A 24,526-nucleotide genomic window follows, 5' to 3' on the forward strand; every position below is an offset into this window, starting at 1 on the left:
GCTTGTACAGTCTTCAGACTACGCTCTCTCTCAACGTCGGCCGGCAGACCATTGCACATCAGTCGGTCCCGCACTTCGCAGTAGCGCGAGATCAAAGAGGGATCTGGAGCGCATCAGTCCGTCGGCTTGGAGCAGATAATCTGTGGCGTTTGGGCAGTGTTGGCTACCGGCAGGACGGCGATCGAGGAGATGCAGTTGGACCGCCACAACAACCGCAACAATCAAGTTCCGATCAGTAAAGGCGAAGGCAAATGTGAAGGCAATTACGCGGCCTTTCGTTATCTTGTCCGTAACTTTCTGCAAAGCGGAAAAATAATTTGGATGATATGAGCGCGTACGGTAAAAAAGATGCGCTCTTCTACGCGAAGAAAAAGTTGGTTATGAAGCACGGATTTCCTCTGGTGTCGACAATGGGCACCGATTTATCTAGGCCTGTAGAAATATGAATATGTCGCTATTCGACTACATCGTAATTGGCGCCGGCTCTGCTGGCAGCCTGCTCGCAAATCGTCTCAGTGCTGACAAGACAAAAACTGTGCTCCTGGTTGAGGCCGGCGGCCCCGACGACTACGTCTGGATTCACATACCGGTCGGCTATCTGTACTGCATCGACAATCCCCGTACCGACTGGCGATTTCGTACCGAACCAGATAGGGGACTCAATGGCCGGAAACTCATTTATCCGCGGGGCAAGACACTGGGAGGATGCTCCAGTATCAACGGAATGATTTACATGCGAGGTCAAGCGCGTGACTATGACACCTGGGCAACGTTGGTCGACAATCCGGAGTGGACGTGGGAAAACGCGCTCAAGGATTTCATGGCTCATGAAAGCTATTACAAACTTGATCCCGAGGTTCAAGCATCTCTTAATGGACGCGCCAGCGAGATCGCTAAAGTTCACGCAAGCGGAGGGGAATGGCGCGTAGAGAAGCAGAGGTTGCGGTGGGAGATCCTCGACGCATTCGCCCAGGCAGCGCAGCAGGCTGGTATTCAGGCCATTGACGACTTTAATACGGGTGACAATCACGGTGTCGGCTACTTCGATGTGACTCAGAAGGCTGGGTGGCGTTGGAACACTCCGAAAGCGTTCCTTCGACCCATCAAGGACGTACGCACCAACCTGACGATCTGGACGCATTCGCTGGTCAAGAAACTAATCATAGATCGCAATCCTGATGGTTCTCTGCGTTGTACGGGTGCCGAGATTGTGCGAGATGGGGAGTTGGTTACTGTCAAAGCCGCGCGGGAGGTAATTCTGAGCGCGGGTTCAATCGGTTCGCCGACGATCCTGCAACATTCGGGCATTGGTCCCGCCCGCCATCTGAAGAAGTTCGGTATCGACATCGTGCAGGATACGCCCGGCGTCGGTGCGAATTTGCAAGATCATTTGCAGGTACGGGCTGTTTGGAAGATCCAGCACGCCAAGACGCTGAACGTTCTCGCTTCCGGCATGGTTGGTAAAGCCAGAATCGCTCTGGAATATGCCCTGCACCGTTCTGGACCAATGAGCATGGCCCCTTCACAACTGGGTGCTTTTGCCAAAAGCGATCCATCTCAGAAGTACGCGAACTTGGAATATCACGTTCAACCACTCAGTCTGGAAGCGTTCGGTCAGCCACTCCACACGTTCCCGGCTTTCACTGCAAGTGTCTGTAATGTCAATCCGACTAGCCGAGGTACAGTTCTCATCAAAAGTGCGAACTTTGAAGACGCACCGGCAATATCGCCAAATTATCTCAGCACGGCTGAAGACCAGAAAGTGGCTGTCGATTCGCTCCGCTTGACGAGACGCATTGCGCAACAGCCAGCGCTCGCCAAATATCTGCCTGAAGAGTACAAACCTGGTCGCCAATATGAGTCGGATGCGGATCTGACCAAGCTTGCGGGTGATATCGGAACCACAATTTTCCATCCAGTTGGGACAGTCAGGATGGGACGTCTCGCCGATCCCATGGTCGTGCTCGATAGTCATCTTCGCGTCCGCGGTATCGCCGGGCTCCGGGTTGTTGACGCGAGCGTGATGCCCAGAATCACAAGCGGAAATACCAGTGCCCCGACGATGATGATCGCAGAAAAAGCCGCGCATTGGATTCGTGCGGGAATTTAGCCTCGGTTTCGTTTCAAAGCTGAGTAGCAGTTCTTCCGCCTTGTCGTAAATCATTCCACGGAACGCCTCTGCGGGGCGTGTCGCGTGGATATATCAGCATTGGAGACAGTATATGGATTTGGTTGGCACGCAAACGTCGCACGCGCCGATGACGCAGGAAGAAAAGCGGGTGATCTTCGCCTCCTCGCTCGGTACCGTTTTTGAATGGTACGACTTCTATCTGGCCGGCTCGCTGGCGATTTTCATCAGCAAGAGTTTCTTCTCTGGTGTCAACCCGACAGCAAGTTTCATTGTCACGCTGCTCGGCTTCGCTGCGGGCTTCGCGATAAGGCCGTTCGGCGCGATCGTGTTTGGGCGGCTTGGAGATATGGTCGGGCGCAAGTATACGTTCCTCGCAACGATTGTGATCATGGGTCTATCGACCTTTGTGGTTGGCCTGCTGCCCGGCTATGCGTCGATTGGCATTGCGTCACCTATCATCTTCGTCGGGATGCGGATGCTGCAGGGTCTTGCAATCGGCGGCGAGTACGGCGGCGCGGCAACCTATGTCGCGGAACATGCACCGGCCGGCCGGCGCGGCTTCTACACCGCGTGGATCCAGACCACCGCCACGCTCGGCCTGTTTCTGTCGCTGCTGGTGACCGTCGGCGTGCGCACATTGATGGGGGAAGATGCGTTCGGCGTCTGGGGCTGGCGTGTGCCATTCATCGGGTCGATCATCCTGCTCGGCGTGTCGGTGTGGATCCGACTCCAACTGCATGAGTCGCCGGTGTTTGCGCGTATGAAGGCTGAAGGCAAAACCTCAAAGGCGCCGCTGACCGAAGCGTTCGGTCAATGGAAGAACCTGAGGCTTGTACTTCTTGCGCTAGCCGCGTCTGCCGGCGAGGCTGTGGTCTGGTATACGGGGCAGTTCTACGCGCTGTTCTTCCTTACACAGACGCTGAAGGTGGAGGGTACGATTGCAAACATCCTGGTTGCGATTGCGCTGGTGATCGGCACGCCGTTCTTCCTGCTCTTCGGCTCGCTGTCTGACCGGATCGGCCGCAAACCGATCATCATGGCCGGCTTCCTGATCGCTGCGTTCAGTTACTTCCCGCTCTACAAAGCATTAGCGCACTACGCGAACCCGGCCCTCGAAGCCGCCACACAAAAGTCGCCGATCGTAGTGAACGCGAATCCGAACGAGTGCTCGTTCCAGTTCAACCCGGTTGGCACCTCGAAGTTCACCAGTTCTTGCGATATCGCGAAAAGCGCGCTGTCAAAGGCTGGCCTGAACTACACGAACGTGGCGACGCCGGCAGGCGCGCTGGCGCAGATCAAGGTTGGCGACACAGTGATCGACGCGTATGACGGCAAGGCTTCCGACGCAAAGGCCAAGGCGAAGGCGTTCGAGACCACGCTCGGTACGGCGTTAAAGGAGGCTGGCTATCCAGCCAAGGCTGATACGTCGCAACTGAATTGGCCGATGACCGTGGCGGTACTGGCGGTGCTGGTGATCCTTGTGACGATGGTGTACGGGCCAATTGCGGCGATGCTGGTGGAAATGTTTCCTTCGCGGGTGCGCTACACGTCGATGTCGCTGCCGTTTCACATCGGCAACGGGTGGTTCGGCGGCTTTCTACCGGCGACGGCGTTCGCGATCGTTGCGGCGAAGGGCAATATCTATTCTGGGCTGTGGTACCCCGTCGTGATCGCGCTGGCGGCGTTCGTAATCGGCATGCTGTTCATGAAAGAGACCAAGGATGCGGATATCTACGCAGAAAATTGAGGATGTTTGCCGGAGGGTAGATTTTCGCTCGATGCGGTCCCGACGTGCGTGCGATCTGGGTGTGCTGACTTGTTCTCGCCGGGAAAGAGTGTTTGTCCATGGCGGGTATTCAAACTCGACGGCGACGAGCCTAGGATTCGCCATATATCAGTGTCGCTGGTCCGAACGGTAAGAGAGCCGAATCCACTTATTTCGAGGTTTTCCATGAGTACGTCGCAAAAGGTCGTAGTCGTTACTGGCGCATCGCAAGGCATTGGCGCGGAGACCGTCAAAGCATTCCGCAAGCTTGACTACCGCATCGTGGCAACGGCACGCAGCATCAAGCCGTCCGAAGATCCCAACATCGTCACGGTGGCGGGTGACATCGCTGACCCGGCGACGGCGCGTCGCGTAATTTCCGAGGGCGTGGCACGCTTCGGCCGCATCGACACGCTGATCAACAACGCAGGTGTTTTCATCGCAAAGCCGTTTACTGGTTATACGTCTGAAGACTACGCCGCGGTGACGGGCGTGAATCTGAACGGTTTCTTCTACATTACGCAGTTGGCGATCGCTGAAATGGAGAAGAACAAGAGCGGCCATGTGGTCTGCATCACCACCAGCCTGATCGATCACGCTAATAGCAAGGTACCGTCTGTTCTGGCATCGCTGACGAAGGGCGGTCTGAACGCGGCCACGAAGTCGCTTGCCATCGAATACGCGAAATCCGGCATCCGTGCGAACGCGGTTGCCCCTGGCATCATCAAGTCGCCGATGCATGCCGTTGAAAAGCACGAGGCGCTCGGCGCGTTCCATCCGATGGGCCACATGGGCGAGATGAGCGATATCGTCAACGCGATCCTGTATCTGGATGCGGCGCCGTTCGTGACGGGCGAGATCCTTCACGTCGACGGCGGTCAGAGTGCTGGTCACTAAACCTACCCGGGCGCCGTTGGCCGGCGCTCCATTGCGTCAATCACTGTAAAGCGGAACGACATGCCTATTGTTACGATTCAGATCACCCGCGAGGGCAACAAACCCGGCACTACCTCGGTCACGGCAGAAGAAAAGGCACAGTTGATCGAAGGCGTCAGTCACTTGCTGCTCGACGTGCTAAATAAACCCCTCGACGCGACGTTTGTTGTTATCGAGGAGGTGGACACGGAGAACTGGGGCTGGGGTGGACTGCCGTTAGACGCGTATCGCAGGCAGCGGAGGGCACTCAAGCCGGGCTGAGCGCTCTAGCGTGCCTTGTACATGAGATCGAGTGGACGTCGTTCAAGGCACCATGAAGACGGTTGAGTCTACGTGGGCAAGGCTCGTCGTCTGTCTTTCACGATACGTACGCACAGAAGGTGCGGGGCACGAATTGCAACCTGTGCAATCCACTGCTTTCCAGTAGGCCCGGGAATATCCGATGATCGACTGGCTTAACGGCTTCATTCCGTCACCCATCTCGGTAAGCTGGTCCGAACGCATTCGTTCGTGCATAGGAGCATTGATCGGCATTACGATCACCGGGATAGCTATGCGCAGTTTCAACCAGAGCAGCGTATTGGTTCCATTCCTGGTTGCGCCTATGGGTGCGTCGGCAGTCTTGCTCTTCGCAGTGCCGGCAAGTCCGATCGCTCAGCCGTGGTCGTTCGTTGGCGGGAATTTGATTTCCGCCACGATTGGTGTGACCTGTTCGCAATTTATTTCTGACCCGGTGCTCGCGGCAGCTGCCGCAATCGCGTTTGCGCTATGCGCGATGTTCGCGCTTAGATGCGTGCATCCTCCTTCTGGCGCAGTCGCACTCACGGCCGTGTTGGGAGGACCCGGCATTCACTCTCTCGGATACGGCTTCGTGTTCGCGCCAATCGCAGTGCAATCTTTGATCATGCTAGTGTGCGCGATTACCTATCACGCGCTCACTGGTCACCGTTATCCTCATACTAAGCACGATAGCAACGCCATAAATAACCCCGGCGGGTCGCGCCAGGAGATCTCCCGCGTTGAGCTGGAGTCCGCCTTACGTCGACGCGGAGAGCTCCTCGATATAGGCACCGATGATCTTGCCTCGCTGCTGCAGGAAATACAGATGCTGGCGTACGCTCGTAGCTTCAGCGGGCTGACATGTGGCGACGTCATGTCGCGTCCGGCCATCTGCATATCAACAAAGACCTCACTGAAAGCAGCTCGTGACATTTTGCTTAGACATCGCATTAAAGCTCTTCCGGTAACCGACGAATCGGACCGCGTTATTGGCATTGTCACGTGGACGGATGTTCGCGGATGTGAAGAAGCCGCCAGCATAGCCGAGGCCTGCGATGTGTGTCCCGAGCGCTGGACTGTCCGTAGCCAGGAGACGTTAGTCGATAGTTTGATGACAGCAATGCCGGAAACTGTCGAAGCCAAAACATTACTGATAACGGTTGTGCCGATGTTCGCGAAGCACGGACATCACCACATACCCGTTGTTAACTCCCATGGCCGGCTCGTCGGAATGTTGACCCAAGCCGATGTTGTTTCTGGCCTCTATCAGCACAGTCAGGCGTTCGCTGGCATTCAACGCACGGTATGACACGCGGAGATGTCTCACGCATGCTCACATCTTGTTCAACTTGCGATGCAGTGTCGCTCTGCCAATGCCCAAGCTGCGCGCAGTGGCCGCAATATTGCCATGGTGAAGTTCGAGCGCCTGGCGAATCGCATCGGTTTCCATTGCCGCCAATGTGCCAGGTGCGCATGACGACAACGGCGTGTTCAGGCGGGCCGTCTCGACCTGCTCGACCAGTTCCAATGGCAGGTGTTCGGCGCGGATTTCACCATCGGAGTCGCCGAGCGCGGCCGCCGCGCGAAGCACGCTACGCAACTCCCGCACATTGCCGGGCCACCGATAATTGAGTAACGTGTCCAACGCGTCGTCGTCAAGCCGATAAGGCGCGTGCTCTGCGAAGACATTGAGGGCCTCGCGCGCGAGCAGCCAGTCGATCAGTTGACGAAGGTCCGAGCGCTCGCGCAGCGGAGGCAGTGTGATGCTGACACCGCTCAAGCGATAGAACAAGTCTTCACGGAATTTGCCCTCTGCGACGAGTTCGGGCAACGAGCGATGTGTCGCGCATATGAGCGAGATATTCACGGCTATCTCGCGGCTGCTCCCGAGCCGCGTCACTTTGCGTTCCTGCAACACGCGTAGCAGTCGGCCCTGAACGTCGAACGGCATGTCGCCGATCTCATCGAGAAAGAGCGTGCCATTGTGGGCTTCCTCGAACTTGCCCGGTGCTCCCCCGCGCCTTCCCCCTGTGAAAGCGCCGTGCTCGTAGCCAAACAGTTCCGATTCGATCAGGCTGGCTGGCAGCGCAAAGCAATTGATGGCGACAAGGGAGCCGCCGTGCCGCGGTCCGCCTGTATGCAGCCGCTGAGCGAACACCTCCTTGCCGGTGCCAGTTTCGCCGTAAACGATAACGGGGATGTCGCGGTCAAATGCACGTCGCGCCTTGTCAAACGAAGCCTGCAGTCGCGAATCGGCCATCAGATAGGATTCGTCGCCTGGCTGTGCGAGCGCGGAAGCCGTAGAGCCGTGCGTGGCCGCTCGGGATGCAGCGCGTGCAACGCCTGCCGCGCTTCCCACGCCTGCACCACGATGGGCTGGTTCGGTGGCGTGCTGAAGCTCTTTCCCTTGATGCTCGGAGGCACTGGCGTAGAGACGCACGCCACTATGACGGTGCACCAGCGCTGGGGTGGAGAGACGACTTGCGACAATCAGTTGCGGCAGCGGCAAGTCGAACAACGACGAGAACTCGAGCCGCTTCAACGAGCCGTCGCCGAGGCAGAGTGTCGCGCGCGCACTCTGATTCGCGCCAATCACGTAGCCGTCGTACGATACCGCAAGCAATGCGGCGTACGGCGTGCGGAGCATATCCGGACGATAATGAAAGCGCACGACGGTAACGTTATTCAGACTATCGAGCATTTGATTCTCGATGGCCCTCGCGGCGGTTGCAAGTAGCTGAAGAGGATCTATTTGCGATGGAGTGTACAAGTAGCTGATATCGAGTGCCCCCGCCGGCGCACCGAAAGGGTCCACCAGCGGCACAGCTGCACAAGTAAATTCCGCCGCTTCGTCCAGAAAATGCTCGTGACCTCGAATCAGCATCGGCCGTCGCTCCACGAGCGCGGAGCCCGGACCATTGGTACCAATCGTCCTTTCGCTCACATCCGTGCCGGGGCGCAGCACGGATACAAGCTCTCGCGTCGTGGCGTGTTCGCCGCCAACGGAACGCACGACGACGCCCTCCGCATTGACCAATGCCACCAACCAGTTGCCACCACTAAACGCATGGTGTAATCGCTCCATCTCAGATCGTGAATGGCCGACCAGTTGCGCATTTGCTTCCTCGATGCCAAGGGGGGCGGACAAGCGTGCTGCATCCCGCAAGAGTCGGCTTGAGGCCTGAAGCCCATAACCCCGCGAGCGTTCCCACGACCGCAGCAGCAGCGTGGAAACTTTCTGGTCGCTGACGGAACCGGTTTCGAAAAACTCTTGGCGAGCACGCAGTATCCGATCTTCTGGGGCAATGTGTGGCCGCATGATGTACGCCTCCTTCTGGTGTCTCCATATGAGTCAGGTTGTGTACCACTGACTCACTCTGCGGCACCCCTGACAATTCGTTTCAGGTACCTCTATATCGCTATATATAACCCGCTTCGACGAGTTTTGCTTTTGTTGCGTTTCCCGCTGGATTCTATAGCAGGCGCAACGCGCGGCATAACACTGGCGGGCGTAACGTATGGCACGACAATGCATGTCGTTGGCATTGTTTTTGCGTCTAGTGCCGGACTGGCTCGCGAGACGAGCGAGGCCACCTAAGCGTGATCCGATCGCAGGCGCAACGACCGTGGAAGGCTCAGCCTATTGTTGAGCGTCGCGACAAACCCGAGCGCTTTGGTGGTCTTCTGTGCAATAAGACCGGGCCGTTCGCGCAGACGCTTGCATAAGAGCACGGCAGGCCGCCTGCGCAAACGTATCGGGGTGTAGATCATCGAGTACTTCGTTCGCTATTTGATTCGGTTCGAATTGCCAGTGGAAGAGAAGGCGATTAGTGAAAAACAAACATCGAGACGACATGAAATTGGAGAAAACGCTTCGCCCTTTTGGGACTCGCCAGGCAGCAGGCATCCTTTGCGCGGCTCTTGGCGTGACATCGCTGCCCGCCGCGGCAGTCGATGTCGATGCCGGAGACTACACGGCATTACCCGCCGGAACAAACCTCGGCGTGCTGTACTACCAGCATGCCGAGGACAACAAAGTGTTTGCAAACGGCAATCAGGTCGCTGGCGGCAACCTGAAATCGGACACCAGTATTCTGCGGGGCGTCCACTATATGGATATTGGCGGCTTCATCGTCGATCCGCAGTTTCTGTTGCCGTTCGGAAACGTTCGCGGGAGCGATAACCTTCAGGCGCTCGGTAGTTCCGGCGGTACGGCGGATCTGATCCTGGCTGCGACCGTATGGCTCGTTAATAATCCCGACAAGAAAACATATTTCGGTGTCACACCGTACCTTTTCGTGCCGACGGGGAGCTATGACAGAAACCGTGCCTTGAATCTGGGAGAACACCGCTGGAAGGAAACGATGCAAGCGGGCTTCATCACACCGCTAGTTGGCAATCTGATACTCGATCTGATTGCGGATGTCACCATCTTCGGCGACAACAAGGATTACGGGCCCGGCGGTGCGACGCTCAAGCAGGACCCGCTAGTCGAAGGGCAGGTGTGGCTTCGCTATAACGCAACACAGTCGCTCGATGTACGCGTAGGTTTCGCGGAATCGTACGGCGGCAGGACCACGGTCAACGGCGTCTCGCAACAGAACCGGACCAATACGAACAAGTTCTCGGCTGGCTTTGCATGGTTCCCTGCGCCAACATGGCAGGTTCTCGGCATTTATGGGCAGGACATTTCGGTACAGAACGGACCTAAGGAGGAAAACCACTTCAAAGTGCGGCTGCTGAAAGTGTTCTAAGCGCCAGCGGCACGCGCGCTGGCGGATCAGCTGGCGCACACCTGAACCCGAACAAGCCGACCACCGCGATGGCGACGCGGGCGGCGGCAATGGAGACATACTTGAAACCCATTCATCGTTTCGTCATGAGACACGTGAGCGCGTCTGGACAGGAAGCGCGGTCCCTATTCTTTCGCATCTGCCGTACCGCGCGTCGAGTCGCTGTGCTTGGCGGTGCACTTACGCTGGCAGGTGTCTTCTCTCAGTACGTTGCCGCAGCGGACGCGACGTCCGCCGTTGCGGCGAACGTCGACGAAGCCTCAGTCCGTGCTAATGAAGCGGCCACCCAAGAATGGCCGGTGCATGGTCTTGATTTCGCAGGCACTCGCTTTAGCAAGCTCGACCAGATCAACGCATCGAACGTGAAGAATCTCGGGCTTGCCTGGTCGTATGATCTGAACTCGAGTCGGGGTATTGAAGCGACGCCGCTAGTGGTCGGTGGCGTGATGTATGTAACGGCGTCATGGAGCATCGTCCATGCAATAGATGTGGGCAGCGGCAAAAACCTGTGGACCTACGATCCGAAGGTGCCAGGCCGCTACGGCTCTCACGGCTGCTGCGACGTGGTAAATCGCGGCGTCGCGCTGTATGAGGGCAAGGTATTCGTCGGCTCATTCGACGGCCGGTTGATCGCGCTCGACGCGAAGACGGGCGCGAAGGTCTGGGAACAGGACACGGTCAAGGGCCTACCGGGTTCATACACGATCACCGGAGCTCCGATCGTGGTCAAGGGCAAGGTGATCATCGGAAACGGTGGAGGAGAATTCGACACGCGCGGGTATGTCTCCGCTTACGATGCCGAGTCGGGCAAACAGCTATGGCGTTGGTTCGTTGTACCGGGCGATCCATCGAAACCGTTTGAAGACGCCTCGATGAAGCTGGCGGCGAAGACATGGGATGCGAGCGCCAAGTACTGGAAACACGGCGGCGGAGGCAACGCATGGAACGCGCTCACATACGACCCCGATCTGAACTTGCTCTATATCGGCACCGGCAACGGTACGCCATGGGCCGCCAGGCTGCGCAGTCCGAAGCTGGGCCGGAATCTGTTCCTCGACTCGATCGTGGCGCTTAATCCCGACACGGGTAAATACGTCTGGCACTACCAGGAAGAAGACGCAGAGGGTGCGGACCACGACTCGACTGCAAACTTAATTCTCGCGGACCTGATGATTGATGGCAAGCCGCGAAAAGTGATCATGCAGGCGCCGAAGAACGGTTACTTCTTCGTGATTGATCGCGTGACAGGCAAGTTCATTTCGGCGAATAACTTCGTCGACGTAAACTGGGCGTCGGGATATGACGCTAGCGGGCGTGCGATCAAGACAAAGGTTGGGCAAGGTGGGACGGATCAGGTTGAGCTTACCCCAAGCCCCTTCGGTGCGCATAACTGGCAGGCAATGTCGTATAACCCTCAAACAGGCCTCGTCTACATTCCCGCGCAAAACGTACCGGCAACCATTGCCGACGATCCCGTCTGGTTACAAGGTTCGGAGAAGACCAACGAGCCACAAACGGGTACCGGCTGGAATCTGGGTATGACGATCAACGCGGTCCCACCGAAAGCCAAACCGTTCGGCCGCCTGGTGGCCTGGGACCCGGTTCGCCAGAAAGCGGCATGGACGCAGGAATACGCTGCCCCATGGAACGGAGGCACGCTCACAATGGCGGGTGGCCTCGTATTTCAGGGGACGGCTGACGGACGACTCGTGGCCTATAACGCGAAAACGGGCGGCAAGTTGTGGGAAACGTCGGTCGGCACCGGCGCGATTGCACCGCCTGTCACATACTTTCTCAACGGCAAGCAATATGTGTCGATTGCGGTCGGCTGGGGAGGGGTATATGGCCTGATGCAACGGCACACGAACAGGCAGGCGCCGGGCCGCGTGCTCACGTTTGCACTCGACGGTAAGGCCTCAATGCCGGAGACTGCGGCATATCCTGCGGCGGAACTGCTAACCGGCGTGAAGTACGATCCTGCAAACGTCAACGCAGGTCAAAAGCTCTACGTGAACAACTGCGTGTTCTGTCATGGCGTGCCTGGGGTCGACAAGGGTGGAGCGATTCCCAATCTGGGTTATGTAGGTTCGGGCCTGATCGAGAATCTCGACAAGATCGTGTTCAACGGTCCATTCGTCGATAGAGGCATGCCTGACTTCACCGGCAAGCTCAGCAAGGAGGATGTGGTCAAGATTCAGGCGTTTATCCAGGGAACGGCTGACTCGGTCCGCAAAAGTCAGTAGTTCCGAGCGGCACAACGCGGCCGGCCGCAGCGCCGGCCGCGCATAGTCCACGCTGCGCACGTGCGCTTGTTTTAGACATCCGTCAGGCGCTGATCGATTCTACGACCTGGCAACACAAGCAATGCCTTGTGTATGGCAATCGCGGTTCATCTACTCTCCTTACCGCGACCAAACCAGCCTGCGCTAGTCCGGAACGCGGGGCGTCTTGGGATCAAAGCCAACATGCCACCTCAACACGGTGGCATGTTGGCTATCTATTTTCACGATACCCCTATCGCCACAAACCGCCTATGCGTTCTGGAAACATTGCTAAGCTGTTCTCCTACGTGATACGTCAACAATCCGAACGTACGAACGCCGTTATTTGGTCCGTCGGATTTTCGATGGGTACATCCGCGATGATGGCAGCCGCTGGATTTTTACATCCGCGACAGTTCCAGTCACGGGGGTGTTCGCTTTGTGAATCTATCAGCGAGGTAGGAGATGGACCAGCTATACATGTTGCGGACGTTCGTTGCAGTCGCACAGCATCGAAGCTTTAGCAAGGCTGCCGCGTCATTGGGCGTGACCACCGGTTCGATCTCCAAAGCCATCGCCAAGCTCGAAGAGAGTATTCAGACGCGGGTCCTGTATAGAACAACCCGATCCGTTTCAGTGACAGATGCAGCGCAACCGTACTATCTGAGTTGCTGCCGTCTCCTCGAAGAACTTGACGAAGCGAATCGTCGCATTACGCAAGAGCGAGAAATCGACAGCGGACGGTTGCGACTCGTTGTGCACCCGATGCTGGTGAGCAAAACCTTTTCCCGACTTGTGTCGAACTATCACGCTATCGCCCCCAACGTGAACCTCATGGTTTCCGTTCAGGAAGAAGCGGTGAATCTGTATGACGGCCATTTCGATATGGCGATTCTTCCGCCTCATCTTGTAGAGCAGTCTGCGGTAATTCGTCGTACGTTGTCCAGGTCACCGCACATCTTCGTTGCCGCACCTGGTTATCTTGAGCAATGCGGTACACCTGAAGCCGCTTCGGAGTTGGCTAACCATTTCCTTCTGCTGGATCCCGCGTCGAGGCAGAAGGGCACGAATTTCATCGATCTGCTTGAAGACGGGAAAAGAGTGAGTGTGCTTCCAATGTCGTCCATGGACGGTAACGAAGTGCTGCTTCGGGCGGCAGTGCTTACGGGGACCGGCATCGCGACCTTACCCGAAGCTATGGTTCGCGAAGACATTGCCATGGGACATCTCACGCACATCTTGCCCCAGTGCTCCACGTCAGAAAGTGGCGTCGAGATATGTCTTTTCTACTCGCACCGCGAACTTCTTCCTGTGAGGCTCAGGAATTTCGTCGATTTCTGCACCGAGTTTTTCCGCTCGGTTCCCCGAAATATCCCGAATGAGATGGGGACGATTTCACAACCCATGGACCACAACGTAGATCACATGCTAACAACGGTCTGAAAGCTGGACGAGAGAGCATCGGTTGGTCACAAGAACTTTACGGAGCGTCGGACCAATGTGGTCGATGCCATGCGTTAAAGCGGGCAGCACGCTACAAACATCCAGAAAATTGGTTGTGCTGATTTTATCTACCGTTTTTATTGACCACGTGTAAAAAGTGTTGTTCGTGAGGCGACCTTTATTCAGCGACGTCTCAAACCTTATAGTTCGTACGGGAGGCGGTGCCGGTCACGGCGTCACTAATTTCCCGTGGTGATGAGCCGAGGCGTGGGTCGGGCGTTTCGAATAAAAACTTCATTTCATTTTGCGTCCGTTGGAGCAGGTCATGCTTTTCTGGACGAAGGCTATCTACGATGTTTCAATTTCTATCACGGTGGTTTGGCAAGACTGCTGCCATCCACGAATCCCCTGCTACGGAGAAAAGAATGACGAAGGTTCTCGTGCTGTACTACTCGACTTACGGCCACACTGAAGCGCTCGCCAAAGCTGTTGCCGACGGCGCTGCGTCGACCGGTGCGAAGGTTAGTCTGAAACGTGTTCCTGAGCTACTGAGCGCTGAAGTTGCGAAGGAGGCTGGAGCAAAGCTCGACCAGTCCGCGGATATCGCTACTCCCGACGAGCTTGCCGACTACGATGCCATCATCATCGGAACACCGACTCGCTTTGGTCGCGTGTCTGCACAGATGGCCAATTTTCTGGACCAGACGGGCGGTCTGTGGGCACAGGGGAAGCTGATCGGCAAGGTAGGCGGTGCATTCGTATCGACCGCTAGTCAACACGGCGGTGCCGAAACCACTCTCTTTTCGGTGCTGACGTCGCTGATGCACCATGGACTGATCACCGTAGGTCTGCCATATGCGTACGCAGGTCTGGTCAAGATGGACGAAGTCACTGGTGGGTCTCCTTACGGGGCCTCGACGGTGGCCGCGGCTGACGGGTCACGTCAACCGAGCGAGAACGAGCTTGAAGGCGGACGTTTCCAGGGGCGCCATATTGCTGAGATTGCAGCAGCGCTTACGCGCGGGCGTTCCTGATTGGGCGCACCGGTAGCCAGGTGTGGTTTTGGTGCCGGAGCGTTGTGGTGTTTTCTAGTTGACATGAGTTGCGGTGAGATTGGGCGGCGCGGTTCGTGAGAGCCCGCGCCCCACTTTCGATAGTGAGCTCAAGATGAAACGCGTATTTCAGCTGGATCCGTGGTCGCAGACTCTTGCGATGCTAAGCAGTTGCTCGGGACTAAAGCCGAGCGATTGCGACGACGAATATTTTGATCAGATTCGTCGCCGCACGTCCGTGCTGTCGGGGGCAAGCAGGGGCAAGGTCAAACGGCCAGCGAGAAATGCGGGAGACACATGTGCAACTATTCGAATTCTTGAACGCCTGTCACCCTCGACGGTAACTTTGTCGTGGCACGATCCCACATCGCTCAACTATGCCGAACAGGTGTGGTGGATGGGCGGCGCCCAGAAAAACGGGCGTTGTGCGGTCAGCGGGGAACGCATACTTAGAGGGCAGTCTGTTTACCGCCCACGGCGATTGGGTAAGGACGCGCCGTTAAACGGGAGCGAGATGATTTTGAGTTCTGTGATCGTCAGTGCATGCGCCAGTTCGGCGGATATTCCTCACGAAGGAGATGAAGATGGCAAAAGGGTATTGGGTTGTGTCATATCGCAAGGTGCTGAAGCCGGACCAGCTTGCTGAGTATTCGAAGCTCGCCGCGCTGGCGATCGCCGATGGCGGTGGACGTCTTCTGGTTCGTGATACCGCGAAGCTGGCACATGGCGCAGGTATTGCTGAACGCACCGTCGTTACCGAATTCGATAGCATCGAACAGGCAATCGCGACGTTTGAAGGCGATGCCTACCAAGCTACGCTAAAGGTACTTGGCGACGCTGTTGAGCGGGATTTTCGGATTGTTGAAGGTTCAGAATAGAAATTTCTCTCAAACGGTGCGACGACAACCGATAGCATTGTCGCACCGACATCAACGTCCAGATTCCAGCCGGGTAATAAGCGGATCTCATCATTTCGCAACACTCATTTCAAGTGTTCATCCCGTCGCGCCTCGCCGAGTCAGCGGCTGTCGATCGTGAACTGTGCCAGATCAATGAGATCCTGCGCGAGGCTTCGGCGTATTTGGCACGGACCGAACTCGACCGCCGACCGAAGTGATGATCACATTCGTCGATGATCGCTGGCGGATCTATGCGGTCGAGTCGATTTTCGGGGTACTGCGCGATTGCGCGTCGAGGTACTATCTGCATGTGGCTAGGCGGGGCGATCCAGGACGACATGTGCCCGCCCATCGTCGCGAGAACGTCACGTACGCTCCCAAGGAACTTGCGCACCTGCGTTCGGGTGTCGTTGAGCATCGTACCCGTCAACGCCAAGCGGGTGTATCGGGAATGCGTGTTGACGACCTGCTGCGCGAAACGTTGGTGGGCGGGGCAGAAGTCGCTTCCGATCATTGCGCATCCTGCTTTCAAGTGTGACCGTGACCATGAGCTCTGATTCGAACGATGGCAAAAATGGCCCGCCGCCTCATCGCAAGCCATCAGCTGATGGCAAGGATACTCCCATGACATTGAAAGGCGGTGTATCACCGGGAGGTCGTGTCGCGCCCGAAGACTACAAAACCGTCGAGGCGGCGCAGCGCACCCAGATTGAGCGTCGTCGGTATCAGATGTATCCCCGTTTGACCGAAACGCGGGTAGCCAAGGCGGCTCGCTTCGGGACGATGGAACACTGGAAAGCAGGCGACGTCATGTTTCGCGCCGGAGAGCAGAGCGAAGGCATGAGGGTCTTGACTCGTGGAACCGTACATTTGATCGTACGAAACGGGCTTGGGCAGTCTCACCTTTTTCAGGAGGTCGGTGGGGGGCACTTTCTCGGAGAGACGGCAACCCTGAGTGGCAAACCATACCTCGTTGATGCGATTGCCATGACTGACGTCGACGCGTTCCTCATCGCACCTGAGCGACTCCGGTCGCTTATGATTGCGGAAGCTCAGCTTGGCTCAGAGATCATGCGCGCGTTCATTCTTCGACGCGTCGGATTGATTCAGGATGGTAGTGGTCCGATTCTGATCGGATCTTCGGCCGACCCGAGACTCATCGTCCTTGCAGATATGCTACGGCGCACTAATCATCCGCATCGGATCCTTGATCCGACCACGGACGACGAGGCTCGTGATTTCCTTTCAAAAACACAGTGCGTAGAAGGGCAGATGCCGCTAGCCGTGCTGGTTGATGGCTCTATCCTGCACAATCCCGATGAAACACTCCTCGCGTCGAAGCTTGGTCTACTCTGCGGCTTCGATGAATCCGACACGTACGACGTCGTCATTGTCGGCGCTGGTCCATCCGGACTTGCTGCTGCCGTGTACGCCGCGTCAGAAGGGCTGTCAGTGCTGGTTTTCGATTCAAAGGGGTTCGGCGGACAGGCCGGCGCAAGCGCCAGGATCGAAAATTATTTCGGATTTCCAACCGGCATCTCCGGTCACGTTCTCGTTAGTCGCGCATTTGAGCAGGCAGTTAAATTCGGTGCGGAAATAGTCATACCTACTGAAGTTGCAAAACTACACTGCACCGAATCGCCCTTGAAGGTCGAACTCCGGGATGGTCGGTGTGCCCGCGCGAAGACGGTCGTTATAGCATCTGGCGCTGCCTATCGTCGCCCTCAGATCAGGGGCCTCGATGAGCCTGAGATTCGTGGCGTCTACTATTGGGCGTCGTCGATCGAGGGTCGTCTGTGTCAAGGCTCGGAAATCGTGCTTGTGGGAGGGGGAAATTCTGCCGGACAGGCAATCGTCTTCCTGGCGAGCTATGCAGCGCACGTACATGTACTGATTCGACGCGCGAGCTTGCGCGAAACAATGTCGAGATATCTGATCGATCGCGTGAGCTCGTTCGCCAACGTTACAATTCATAGCAATTCTGTCATCGAGTCTCTCGAGTCTGACGAAGACAGCCTGACGGAGGTTCATTTCTGTTCGGCTGGGAGTCGCACACGAATCCCGACTCGCCATCTTTTCCTTTTTACCGGCGCTGACCCTGCCACTGGCTGGTTGCGTGGATGTGGAGTCGAGGTTGATGATAAAGGTTTCGTTATAACCGGCCGAGCTGGTTCGACGGAGTCGGCGGCTGCCCACTTTGGCTTCCAGACGAGTGTTCCAGGCGTTTTCGCAATCGGCGACGTGCGCTCGGGGTCGATTAAACGCGTCGCGTCCGCCGTCGGGGAGGGTGCTGCCGTAGTGTCCGAAATACATGCGCTATTGACGGCCGAATAGCAATCGCAACCAATAGGTCAAAAATCTATTGCAGACGTTTTGGATCAACTTTCGCCGCGCGATCAGAATCGATTGATCGTCATATTTTCATGCCGATGCGCCTGGCAGCCGTTTTTGCGTGTGTTTCGCCTCCGTGCAGAAGAGCTGCGTGATTGAAATACAGTCATGTCGGACAGGATGCGTCTGAGGATCTCTCGAGGCGACGTTCGAGGTTGAACACCTTTCGGACGGCAAATGTATCTTTGACGGTCCGATGATGCGCGGAATGCACGTTGATGTCGGTCCAATTGCTTACCTCCGGATCGATGACGTGAGGGTCGCGGTGAGTTCCGTTAGGGCACCGATGAACTGCCGCAACCTTTTCAGAATGGCTGGCATCCAGCCTGAGAAAATGAGGATTTTGGAGATCCAGACGAACGATTAGCCAACTTGTGGGGCGATTAAATGACATTACGAGTATCGGACCTTTCCCGGTTTTCCAAAGCGCAATTGCGCGACGGACCTTCACCGATTCTGGCGCTGCCCAGGTTGAGCCGGCACTTGGGCGGTGCCGAAATCTACGTCAAACGGGAAGACGTCGATGGCCTGGGGGGCGGGGGCAACAAGCTGCGCAAACTCGAGTTTCTGATCGGTGAGGCGCAGGCCGCTGGCGCCGACACGATCATCACGGTCGGCGGCCGACAATCAAATCATGCCCGGTTGACGGCAGCAGCGGCTGCGCGCTTTGGAATGAAATGTGAACTGGTGCTCTCAAGGTTGGTTCCGATCGAAGACGGCGATTACGTCGAAAATGGCAATGTGATGCTAAACCGCCTCTTTGGCGCGCTCATTCATGACATTCCAGGGAACGTTAGCGCACTGCAGGTTGCGGAAGAGCGCGCCGCAATATTGCGCAGCGAGGGACGAAAAGTCTATGTGTGTCCTCTGGGTGGATCGAGCCCGGTCGGCTGTTTGGGCTATGTTTCCTGTGCACTTGAGATTCTCGAGCAGTCCAGGGAATTCGGCATTGCCTTCGACCATATTGTTGTTGCAAATGGCAGCGGCGGCATGCAGGCGGGGCTTGTAGCCGGTGCAATCGCTGCTGGTGTGTCGCCAACGAAAGTGGTGGGCTATACGGTTCTTGCGCCGCTCGAAAAAGCCTATGCCACCACCTACGAAAAAGTGCAGCAGACGCTTGACCTGATCGATTCCGGTCTCACGGTTTCCGGCGACGATGTAGTTCTCCACGGTGACCAGCTCGGGAGCGGCTACGGGCTACCTACCAGTTCAATGCGCCGGGCAGTTACGCTTCTGGCCAGCCAGGAAGGTCTTCTACTGGACCCGGTATATAGCGGCAAAGCGTTCGCGGGTCTGATCCAGAACGTTGAGAATGGAAAGTTCGGTGCGGGACAAAAAGTTCTGTTTCTCATGAGTGGCGGCACCCCTTCGTTGTTTGCCTATCGCACTACGTTTCAGTGACTGTGGATCTATCGGTCCCTGGTCATACAGATCGATGTCAGTGGAGCGAAGCTTACGCCGTACCAGGCGCCGATCGGTTGAAACGTCATCGGGATTGAAGCGATCGTCACGGAAGCACGTCCCGCAAAGAAGCGTGCACAGAAAGCGCCGACACGCACGATTGAACTGGTGCTCTTCGGTAACCTGAATCGCCTTGCCCTTGCAGAAGCAACCGCGCGAACGGGGTTGCAGCATGTTTGTCGACGACGATTTTCAATCCTATGCCGACCAGTGGGCGTGCCTGGCATCGATCCAGGCCCCGGCCGCTCCACTTATCGACCGGTCGGAATTTCCGGCGCCACCTCTGACCGCGTGGCGCGCTTCGTCTGTTTATTTCCCTTTGCAGCCCATGCGGTGTTGCGCGTGATTAGAACCAGTATGCAGATTGCGATGGCGCCGAAGCCAGCAACGAGTTGCATTCCACCTGCAAAGGAGCCGGTCGCATCCTTGATTGCGCCGATGGCGTATGAGTCGACGAATCCCGACACGCTACCTACCGAATTTACAACCGCAATACCCGCTGCCACCGCACTGAGGGGAAAGAGGGCCGCCGGTAATGTCCAGAAAATCGGCAGTGCGGAAAACACCCCGAAGGCGGCAACACAGAGCAGCACCAGGCGAAGCACGGGCAAATCCGTGACCGTGGAGCCAGCCAGTCCTGCTACGGCCAGTACCAACGGCATGACCAGGTGAAAGCGACGCTCGCCCAATCGGTCCGATCTGCGCCCCCACCAGGTCATGCCGATGCCGGCTACAAAAAACGGAATCGCGGCCACGAACCCTGTTTGGACGATCGATAAGCCGAACTGGTGGACGATCTGCGGTAAAAAGAAGCTCAACTCGTAGTTGAGGCCGACCACACCGAAATAGACAACGCCTAAGGCCAGCACCAGTGGGTTTCGCATGGTACTCAACACGCCAACATGACCCGAGGAAACGCCTGCGGTATCGGTAACCAGACTGCGACTCAACGCATCGCGCTCCGCATCGGTCAACCACGTGGCTTGCTCAGGACGATCACAAAGTATGCGGAGGACGAAAGGCGTGAGCGCAAGGGCCGGTAGTGTCTCGATGAGAAACATCCATTGCCACCCGTGCAAGCCCCCAAGACCGTCCAGTTGCATCAGCAGTCCGGACAACGGGGCACCGATCACACTGGCGACTGGCATTGCCACCAGGAAGCCGGCAATCATGCGGCCGCGCGCTTCGGCCGGCACCCAAAGAGACAGATAATAAAAGACCCCAGGAGCGAAACCTGCCTCGGCGGCGCCCAGAATCAAACGCGCCAGATAGAGAGATTTCTCTCCTTGCACGAATATCATGGCGCCTGACGCAAGGCCCCATCCTAGCATGAGCAAGGCGAACCAACGCCGCGCGCCGACACGTTCCAGCATGACGTTGGCGGGTACTTCGAGAATCACGTATGTCACGAAGAAAATACCCGCGCCAATCCCAAAGGCCGTTGATGACAGACCAAGGTCCCGGCTCATCGTGAGTGCAGCGAAACCTACATTGACACGATCGAGCCATGCTATGACGAAGCACGCAAAAAGCAATGGAATGTAGCGGCGATTGATCTTTCGCAACGCCGACGCTAAGGGGTTCTCGTCATGCATAGTTATCTCCGGTAATTCATTTTCAATTTCGATGCCGCGCTGGTTGTTTTTCCGGCACGGCATGTCAGGATGCGCAAGTACAGTCAGATCGATGTAGCGAGGCACCGCCCGCGCCACCTCATCGGCGAATCGAGCGGATTGAGGCGTCCATGATCAAATTAGTGATTCAATTTGTTTTTTTAAGGATTACAGACTAATTGTCTGAAAAAAACAGAAAAAATCATTGAATCACGAGCGTCACTCAAGAATCCGCTCAACTACAGCGCGCGCTGCCACAGCTAGCCGTACATTCCGGGGCCGGAATTCTCCGGCCCGGCCGGGCAATTATCAAGCTGCGCTAAAAGACAACGTGTTTCAGGGTTGGGAAAAACCCGACTGCAGGCAGCCGGGAGACCAGCGCATCCTTCAGTCCGCGCGACAGCGCTCGATGCCTTCCTTCGACCACTGAAGTCCCAGACCGGGCTTGTTCGGCGGCGTGAGGTATCCGTTCGAAATCTGCAACGGCTCTTCGAGGATCGAATCGGCCCAGCTCGTGTATTCGAGCCAGTGGACGGTGGGTGTTGCGGCAAGCAAATGCACGCTGATTTCGGGGAATAGATGCGAAGACACAGGCACACCGCGCGCGGCTGCAATGGCGGCGCCACGTAGCCATCCGCTCACTCCACCGATGCGCGCCACGTCCAGCATGAGGTAGTCGGCGGCCTTCGCCGCCACGGCGTCGTATACGGCCTCAGGGCCATCGAGGTTTTCGCCGAGCTGGATCGGGGTAGTCAATTCGCTCGCGATCGCCGCGTAGCCTTGCAGATCGTTGTGGCGAATCTGCTCTTCCAGCCAATAGATGTTCATATCCCGCAGGTCGAGCCCGCGCCGGATCGCGTCGGGTACCGTCAGCGCCTGGTTATAGTCCACCATCAGTTCGACGGACTCGCCAATCGCCGCGCGCACGGCCTTCGTTACATCAAGATCGGTAGCAGGATTGGGGTGGCCAAGCCGCAGCTTCACCGCATCGAAGCCTGGTTCGAGCAACTTGACGGCCTCGTCCGCGGCCTCCTTCGCCGACATCATTCCCAGCCCGTCGCTGTTATAGGCACGAATTGGTTCGAGGCTTCCGCCCAAAAACGTGGCGAGCGGCATGTTGGCCGCCACCGCCAGGGCATCCCACGACGCAATGTCGATAGCGGCGAGCGCCATCCGCACTACGCCCGTCACGCCAAGCAGAGCGTAGCGCCGTCCAAGCAGTTCGCCAAGCCCGGCGGGCGCCACCGGCATGCCGTCGATCAGCCCCGCGGCTTCCTTCATGACTTCCGCGATGGCCCTGGCTCCGCTTTCCCGGTAACAGAAGAGATAGCTACGGCCCACCACCCCTTCCTTGGTCTCAAGGTCCACTAACAACAACGGTGCGGCTGTCATTCTGGCGGCACTGGTGCCCAACGGAAAGCGCATGGGCACCATCACATAGCGGGTGCGGATGGCTGAGATATGCAAAACAGGCTGAACGCCAGACGAGGAACCAGCAGTCACGTCATTTCTCCATGTAGGTCACGGTGGTAGAGTTATAAACCATATTGGACCAAATGGTAACCAAAATTTAACCAATTCGGGCTATCCCTATAATTGGGTACCCAATACAATACCCCCTGTGACTGCCCTGATCGACTCGGAGGCGGCCGTCGATCAATCCACGCTTTGGAGTGCACACAAAGTGAAGAATGATGTAAACGTCGAAATGGTACGCAGTCATCTGCTGGGCACCGGTACCACAGCCGGAGCGAAACTGCCGACCGAGCGCGTCCTGGCGGAGCAGCTGGGGGTGTCGCGCAACGTGATCCGCAAAGCCTTGTCCGTCATGGAGACCGAGGGTCGCGTCATGCGCAAGGTCGGCAGTGGCACTTATCTCGTCAAGCAGACCGCCGGAGGGGCTGCCGAACGGGCAGGCCCGGCGCGCGCGCAAGCGGAAGCGCTCGACGTCAGTCCGAAGCAGATCGTCGAGGCCCGCTTCGCGTTCGAGCCCAATCTCGCGAGCCTCGCGGCCATGAATTGCACGACGCTCGATCTGGAGCGGCTCGCCGAGTGTGCGCGGCGCTACCACAATGCGGACAACTTCGACGCGTACGAGGTGGCCGACGAAGGCTTCCACCGCGCGATTGCCATAGCCACGCACAACCCGCTATTGATCAGCGCGTACGAAGCTTTCATGACGGCCGATGCGCAGGCAGAGTGGGGCAGTATTCGCCAGCGCTTCCTTACCGCCGAGCGCCGTGTTGCCTCGCGCAAGGAGCACGACAAAATACTGGCCGCGATACGCAGCCGTGACGCGGCGGCGGCATTCGGTGCCGCGCGCGAGCATTTGCAATACATCACTTCGGCTTTGCTGCATCCGTGATCGGTCGCGACCCGGCGGCTGCCCGTGCGCCTCGCCCTCTGTTCCGCTCCACGCGTGATTTTTTGTTTGACACTCCAAATTGGTTCGGGGAGAATGAACCAATTGATTAATTGGTTACCCAATTTGGAGAGGACGAGATGAAAATTGCAGTGATTGGCTCAGGTGGCGTGGGTGGGTTTTATGGGCTGAAGCTGGTGCAAGCCGGCCACGACGTGACGTTCGTGGCGCGCGGCGCGCACCTGAGGGCCATGCAGGAAACAGGTCTCCACATTGAAAACGACCTCGGCAATAACGTCTCGGCGAAAGTGAAGGCGACCGATGACATCCTGTCGTTGGATCGCCCCGACCTGATCATCGTCGCCGTCAAAATGTGGGACCTGGAGGATATTGCGCGCGACCTGAGGAAGATCGCCGGCCCGAACACCGCGGTGCTCTCTTTGCAGAACGGCGTGATCAAGGACTACGTCTTGAGGCGCGAGTTTGGCAAGGAAAACGTGATCGGCGGCGTGGGCTATGTGGCGACATCAATTGGTCGCCCTGGCGTGATCAAGCAAGTTGGCGCCCTGCAACGTATCAAGCTCGGTGAATACGACGGCCAGAAGCGTGCGCGCACGGAGGAACTGGTGCGCAGCTTCGCCGACGCCGGCGTCGAGGCGACGCTGTCCGACAATATCGCGCGAGTGCTCTGGGAGAAATACGTCTTCCTGGTCGGACTGTCTTCCATGACCTGCCTCACTCACCTGACAATCGGGCCGATTCGCGAAAGTGAGGGCAGCCGGGGTGTGCTTCGCTCCGTTATCGCGGAGGGTGTGCTGGTGGGGCGCGCACATGGTGTTTCGTTGCCAGAAGACTATGCCGGCCAATGCATGGAACTGGTCGACAACCTTCCCTACACGATGACGTCTTCGATGTTCCACGACATGGAAAAGGGCAACCGCCTTGAACTGCCTTGGCTCGGTGGTGGCGTGGTGTCGCTGGCCCGGGAAGTGGATGTCCCCGTGCCCGTCAACACCTTGATCACCAATGCGCTGTCGCCGTACGTCAATGGTCATGCAAAGGCCTGACCCAGGCGGGACGAGCAAGGCAAGGCCGTAGTAATACACCAGCTTGAGCGGCGCCCCCGCCTCGCCATGGTGC

The 24,526-nt window shown here is 57.3% G+C and carries 19 protein-coding genes, 1 pseudogene and 1 other annotated feature; of the genes and pseudogenes, 17 read left to right on the plus strand and 3 right to left on the minus strand.

The window, feature by feature from the left end; all coding sequences use genetic code 11:
• The first annotated feature begins 442 nt into the window (after positions 1-442).
• The 5 genes from GNZ13_RS08795 to GNZ13_RS08815 all read left to right on the plus strand — a co-directional run bounded on the left by GNZ13_RS08795 (position 443) and on the right by GNZ13_RS08815 (position 6,420).
• Complete coding sequence (locus GNZ13_RS08795; RefSeq protein ID WP_172162368.1) at positions 443-2,110, plus strand: GMC family oxidoreductase; 1,668 nt, start codon at positions 443-445, stop codon at positions 2,108-2,110.
• A 112-nt stretch (positions 2,111-2,222) separates the two neighbouring features.
• Positions 2,223-3,878: an MFS transporter gene (locus tag GNZ13_RS08800; protein WP_172162370.1), complete on the plus strand. Its 1,656-nt coding sequence runs from the start codon at positions 2,223-2,225 to the stop codon at positions 3,876-3,878.
• Between the two features lie 204 nt (positions 3,879-4,082).
• Entirely contained in the window at positions 4,083-4,793 is a 711-nt protein-coding gene (locus tag GNZ13_RS08805) for an SDR family NAD(P)-dependent oxidoreductase (protein WP_172162372.1), read from the plus strand.
• A gap of 60 nt (positions 4,794-4,853) precedes the next feature.
• Positions 4,854-5,093: a tautomerase family protein gene (locus GNZ13_RS08810; RefSeq protein WP_172162374.1), complete on the plus strand. Its 240-nt coding sequence runs from the start codon at positions 4,854-4,856 to the stop codon at positions 5,091-5,093.
• 181 nt (positions 5,094-5,274) lie between these two features.
• Entirely contained in the window at positions 5,275-6,420 is a 1,146-nt protein-coding gene (locus tag GNZ13_RS08815; RefSeq protein WP_172162376.1) for an HPP family protein, read from the plus strand.
• Positions 6,421-6,444: 24 nt separating this feature from the next.
• Here GNZ13_RS08815 and GNZ13_RS08820 read toward each other — a convergent pair whose 3' ends face one another.
• Positions 6,445-8,259: a sigma-54-dependent Fis family transcriptional regulator gene (locus GNZ13_RS08820; RefSeq protein WP_172162378.1), complete on the minus strand. Its 1,815-nt coding sequence runs from the start codon at positions 8,257-8,259 to the stop codon at positions 6,445-6,447.
• 706 nt (positions 8,260-8,965) lie between these two features.
• Between GNZ13_RS08820 and GNZ13_RS08825 the strand changes: the two genes are divergently transcribed.
• The 10 genes and pseudogenes from GNZ13_RS08825 (at position 8,966) to GNZ13_RS54175 (ending at position 19,757) form a co-directional block, all read left to right on the plus strand.
• On the plus strand, positions 8,966-9,865 hold the full coding sequence (locus GNZ13_RS08825) for a transporter (RefSeq protein WP_172162380.1): 900 nt from the start codon (positions 8,966-8,968) through the stop codon (positions 9,863-9,865).
• Between the two features lie 125 nt (positions 9,866-9,990).
• The gene (locus tag GNZ13_RS08830; protein ID WP_172162675.1) at positions 9,991-12,147 is read left to right on the plus strand and encodes a PQQ-dependent dehydrogenase, methanol/ethanol family; all 2,157 of its coding nucleotides are present in this window, start codon (positions 9,991-9,993) and stop codon (positions 12,145-12,147) included.
• A gap of 483 nt (positions 12,148-12,630) precedes the next feature.
• A complete protein-coding gene (locus GNZ13_RS08835; protein ID WP_172162382.1) occupies positions 12,631-13,608 on the plus strand; it encodes a LysR family transcriptional regulator in 978 nt (325 codons plus the stop codon).
• A 425-nt stretch (positions 13,609-14,033) separates the two neighbouring features.
• Complete coding sequence (wrbA, locus tag GNZ13_RS08840; RefSeq protein WP_172162384.1) at positions 14,034-14,642, plus strand: NAD(P)H:quinone oxidoreductase; 609 nt, start codon at positions 14,034-14,036, stop codon at positions 14,640-14,642.
• 178 nt (positions 14,643-14,820) lie between these two features.
• Entirely contained in the window at positions 14,821-15,306 is a 486-nt protein-coding gene (locus GNZ13_RS08845; RefSeq protein WP_236001902.1) for a DUF3331 domain-containing protein, read from the plus strand.
• Positions 15,245-15,538, plus strand: a complete 294-nt coding sequence (locus GNZ13_RS08850; RefSeq protein ID WP_172162388.1) for a DUF1330 domain-containing protein — start codon at positions 15,245-15,247, stop codon at positions 15,536-15,538. The genes GNZ13_RS08845 and GNZ13_RS08850 overlap by 62 nt, the downstream gene beginning before the upstream one ends.
• A 196-nt stretch (positions 15,539-15,734) precedes the next feature.
• Positions 15,735-15,851 (plus strand) — a sequence feature (AL1L pseudoknot).
• Between the two features lie 332 nt (positions 15,852-16,183).
• Positions 16,184-17,893 (plus strand): FAD-dependent oxidoreductase, encoded by a 1,710-nt coding sequence (locus GNZ13_RS08855; RefSeq protein WP_172162390.1) that lies wholly within the window; start codon positions 16,184-16,186, stop codon positions 17,891-17,893.
• Between the two features lie 193 nt (positions 17,894-18,086).
• A pseudogene (locus GNZ13_RS08860) lies at positions 18,087-18,296 on the plus strand (MlrC C-terminal domain-containing protein); the annotation flags it as partial.
• Between the two features lie 41 nt (positions 18,297-18,337).
• On the plus strand, positions 18,338-19,351 hold the full coding sequence (locus tag GNZ13_RS08865; protein WP_172162392.1) for a D-cysteine desulfhydrase family protein: 1,014 nt from the start codon (positions 18,338-18,340) through the stop codon (positions 19,349-19,351).
• Between the two features lie 199 nt (positions 19,352-19,550).
• On the plus strand, positions 19,551-19,757 hold the full coding sequence (locus GNZ13_RS54175; RefSeq protein ID WP_407945616.1) for a TOTE conflict system archaeo-eukaryotic primase domain-containing protein: 207 nt from the start codon (positions 19,551-19,553) through the stop codon (positions 19,755-19,757).
• Here GNZ13_RS54175 and GNZ13_RS08870 read toward each other — a convergent pair.
• Both GNZ13_RS08870 and GNZ13_RS08875 read right to left on the minus strand, forming a co-directional pair.
• Positions 19,663-21,111 carry an MFS transporter gene (locus tag GNZ13_RS08870; RefSeq protein ID WP_328807202.1) on the minus strand — a complete coding sequence of 483 codons (1,449 nt, stop codon included), beginning with the start codon at positions 21,109-21,111 and terminating at the stop codon, positions 19,663-19,665. The two genes, GNZ13_RS54175 and GNZ13_RS08870, sit on opposite strands and share 95 nt — an antisense overlap.
• 300 nt (positions 21,112-21,411) lie before the next feature.
• The gene (locus tag GNZ13_RS08875) at positions 21,412-22,527 is read right to left on the minus strand and encodes an enolase C-terminal domain-like protein (RefSeq protein WP_328807203.1); all 1,116 of its coding nucleotides are present in this window, start codon (positions 22,525-22,527) and stop codon (positions 21,412-21,414) included.
• Positions 22,528-22,708: 181 nt separating this feature from the next.
• Here GNZ13_RS08875 and GNZ13_RS08880 point away from each other — a divergent pair, with 181 nt between their 5' ends.
• Positions 22,709-23,389: a FadR/GntR family transcriptional regulator gene (locus GNZ13_RS08880; RefSeq protein ID WP_172162394.1), complete on the plus strand. Its 681-nt coding sequence runs from the start codon at positions 22,709-22,711 to the stop codon at positions 23,387-23,389.
• A 137-nt stretch (positions 23,390-23,526) separates the two neighbouring features.
• Positions 23,527-24,453, plus strand: a complete 927-nt coding sequence (locus GNZ13_RS08885) for a ketopantoate reductase family protein (RefSeq protein ID WP_216674765.1) — start codon at positions 23,527-23,529, stop codon at positions 24,451-24,453.
• Positions 24,454-24,526: the final 73 nt, after the last annotated feature.

It is taken from the genome of Paraburkholderia elongata, assembly GCF_013177735.1.
GTDB classification, from domain to species: domain Bacteria; phylum Pseudomonadota; class Gammaproteobacteria; order Burkholderiales; family Burkholderiaceae; genus Paraburkholderia; species Paraburkholderia elongata.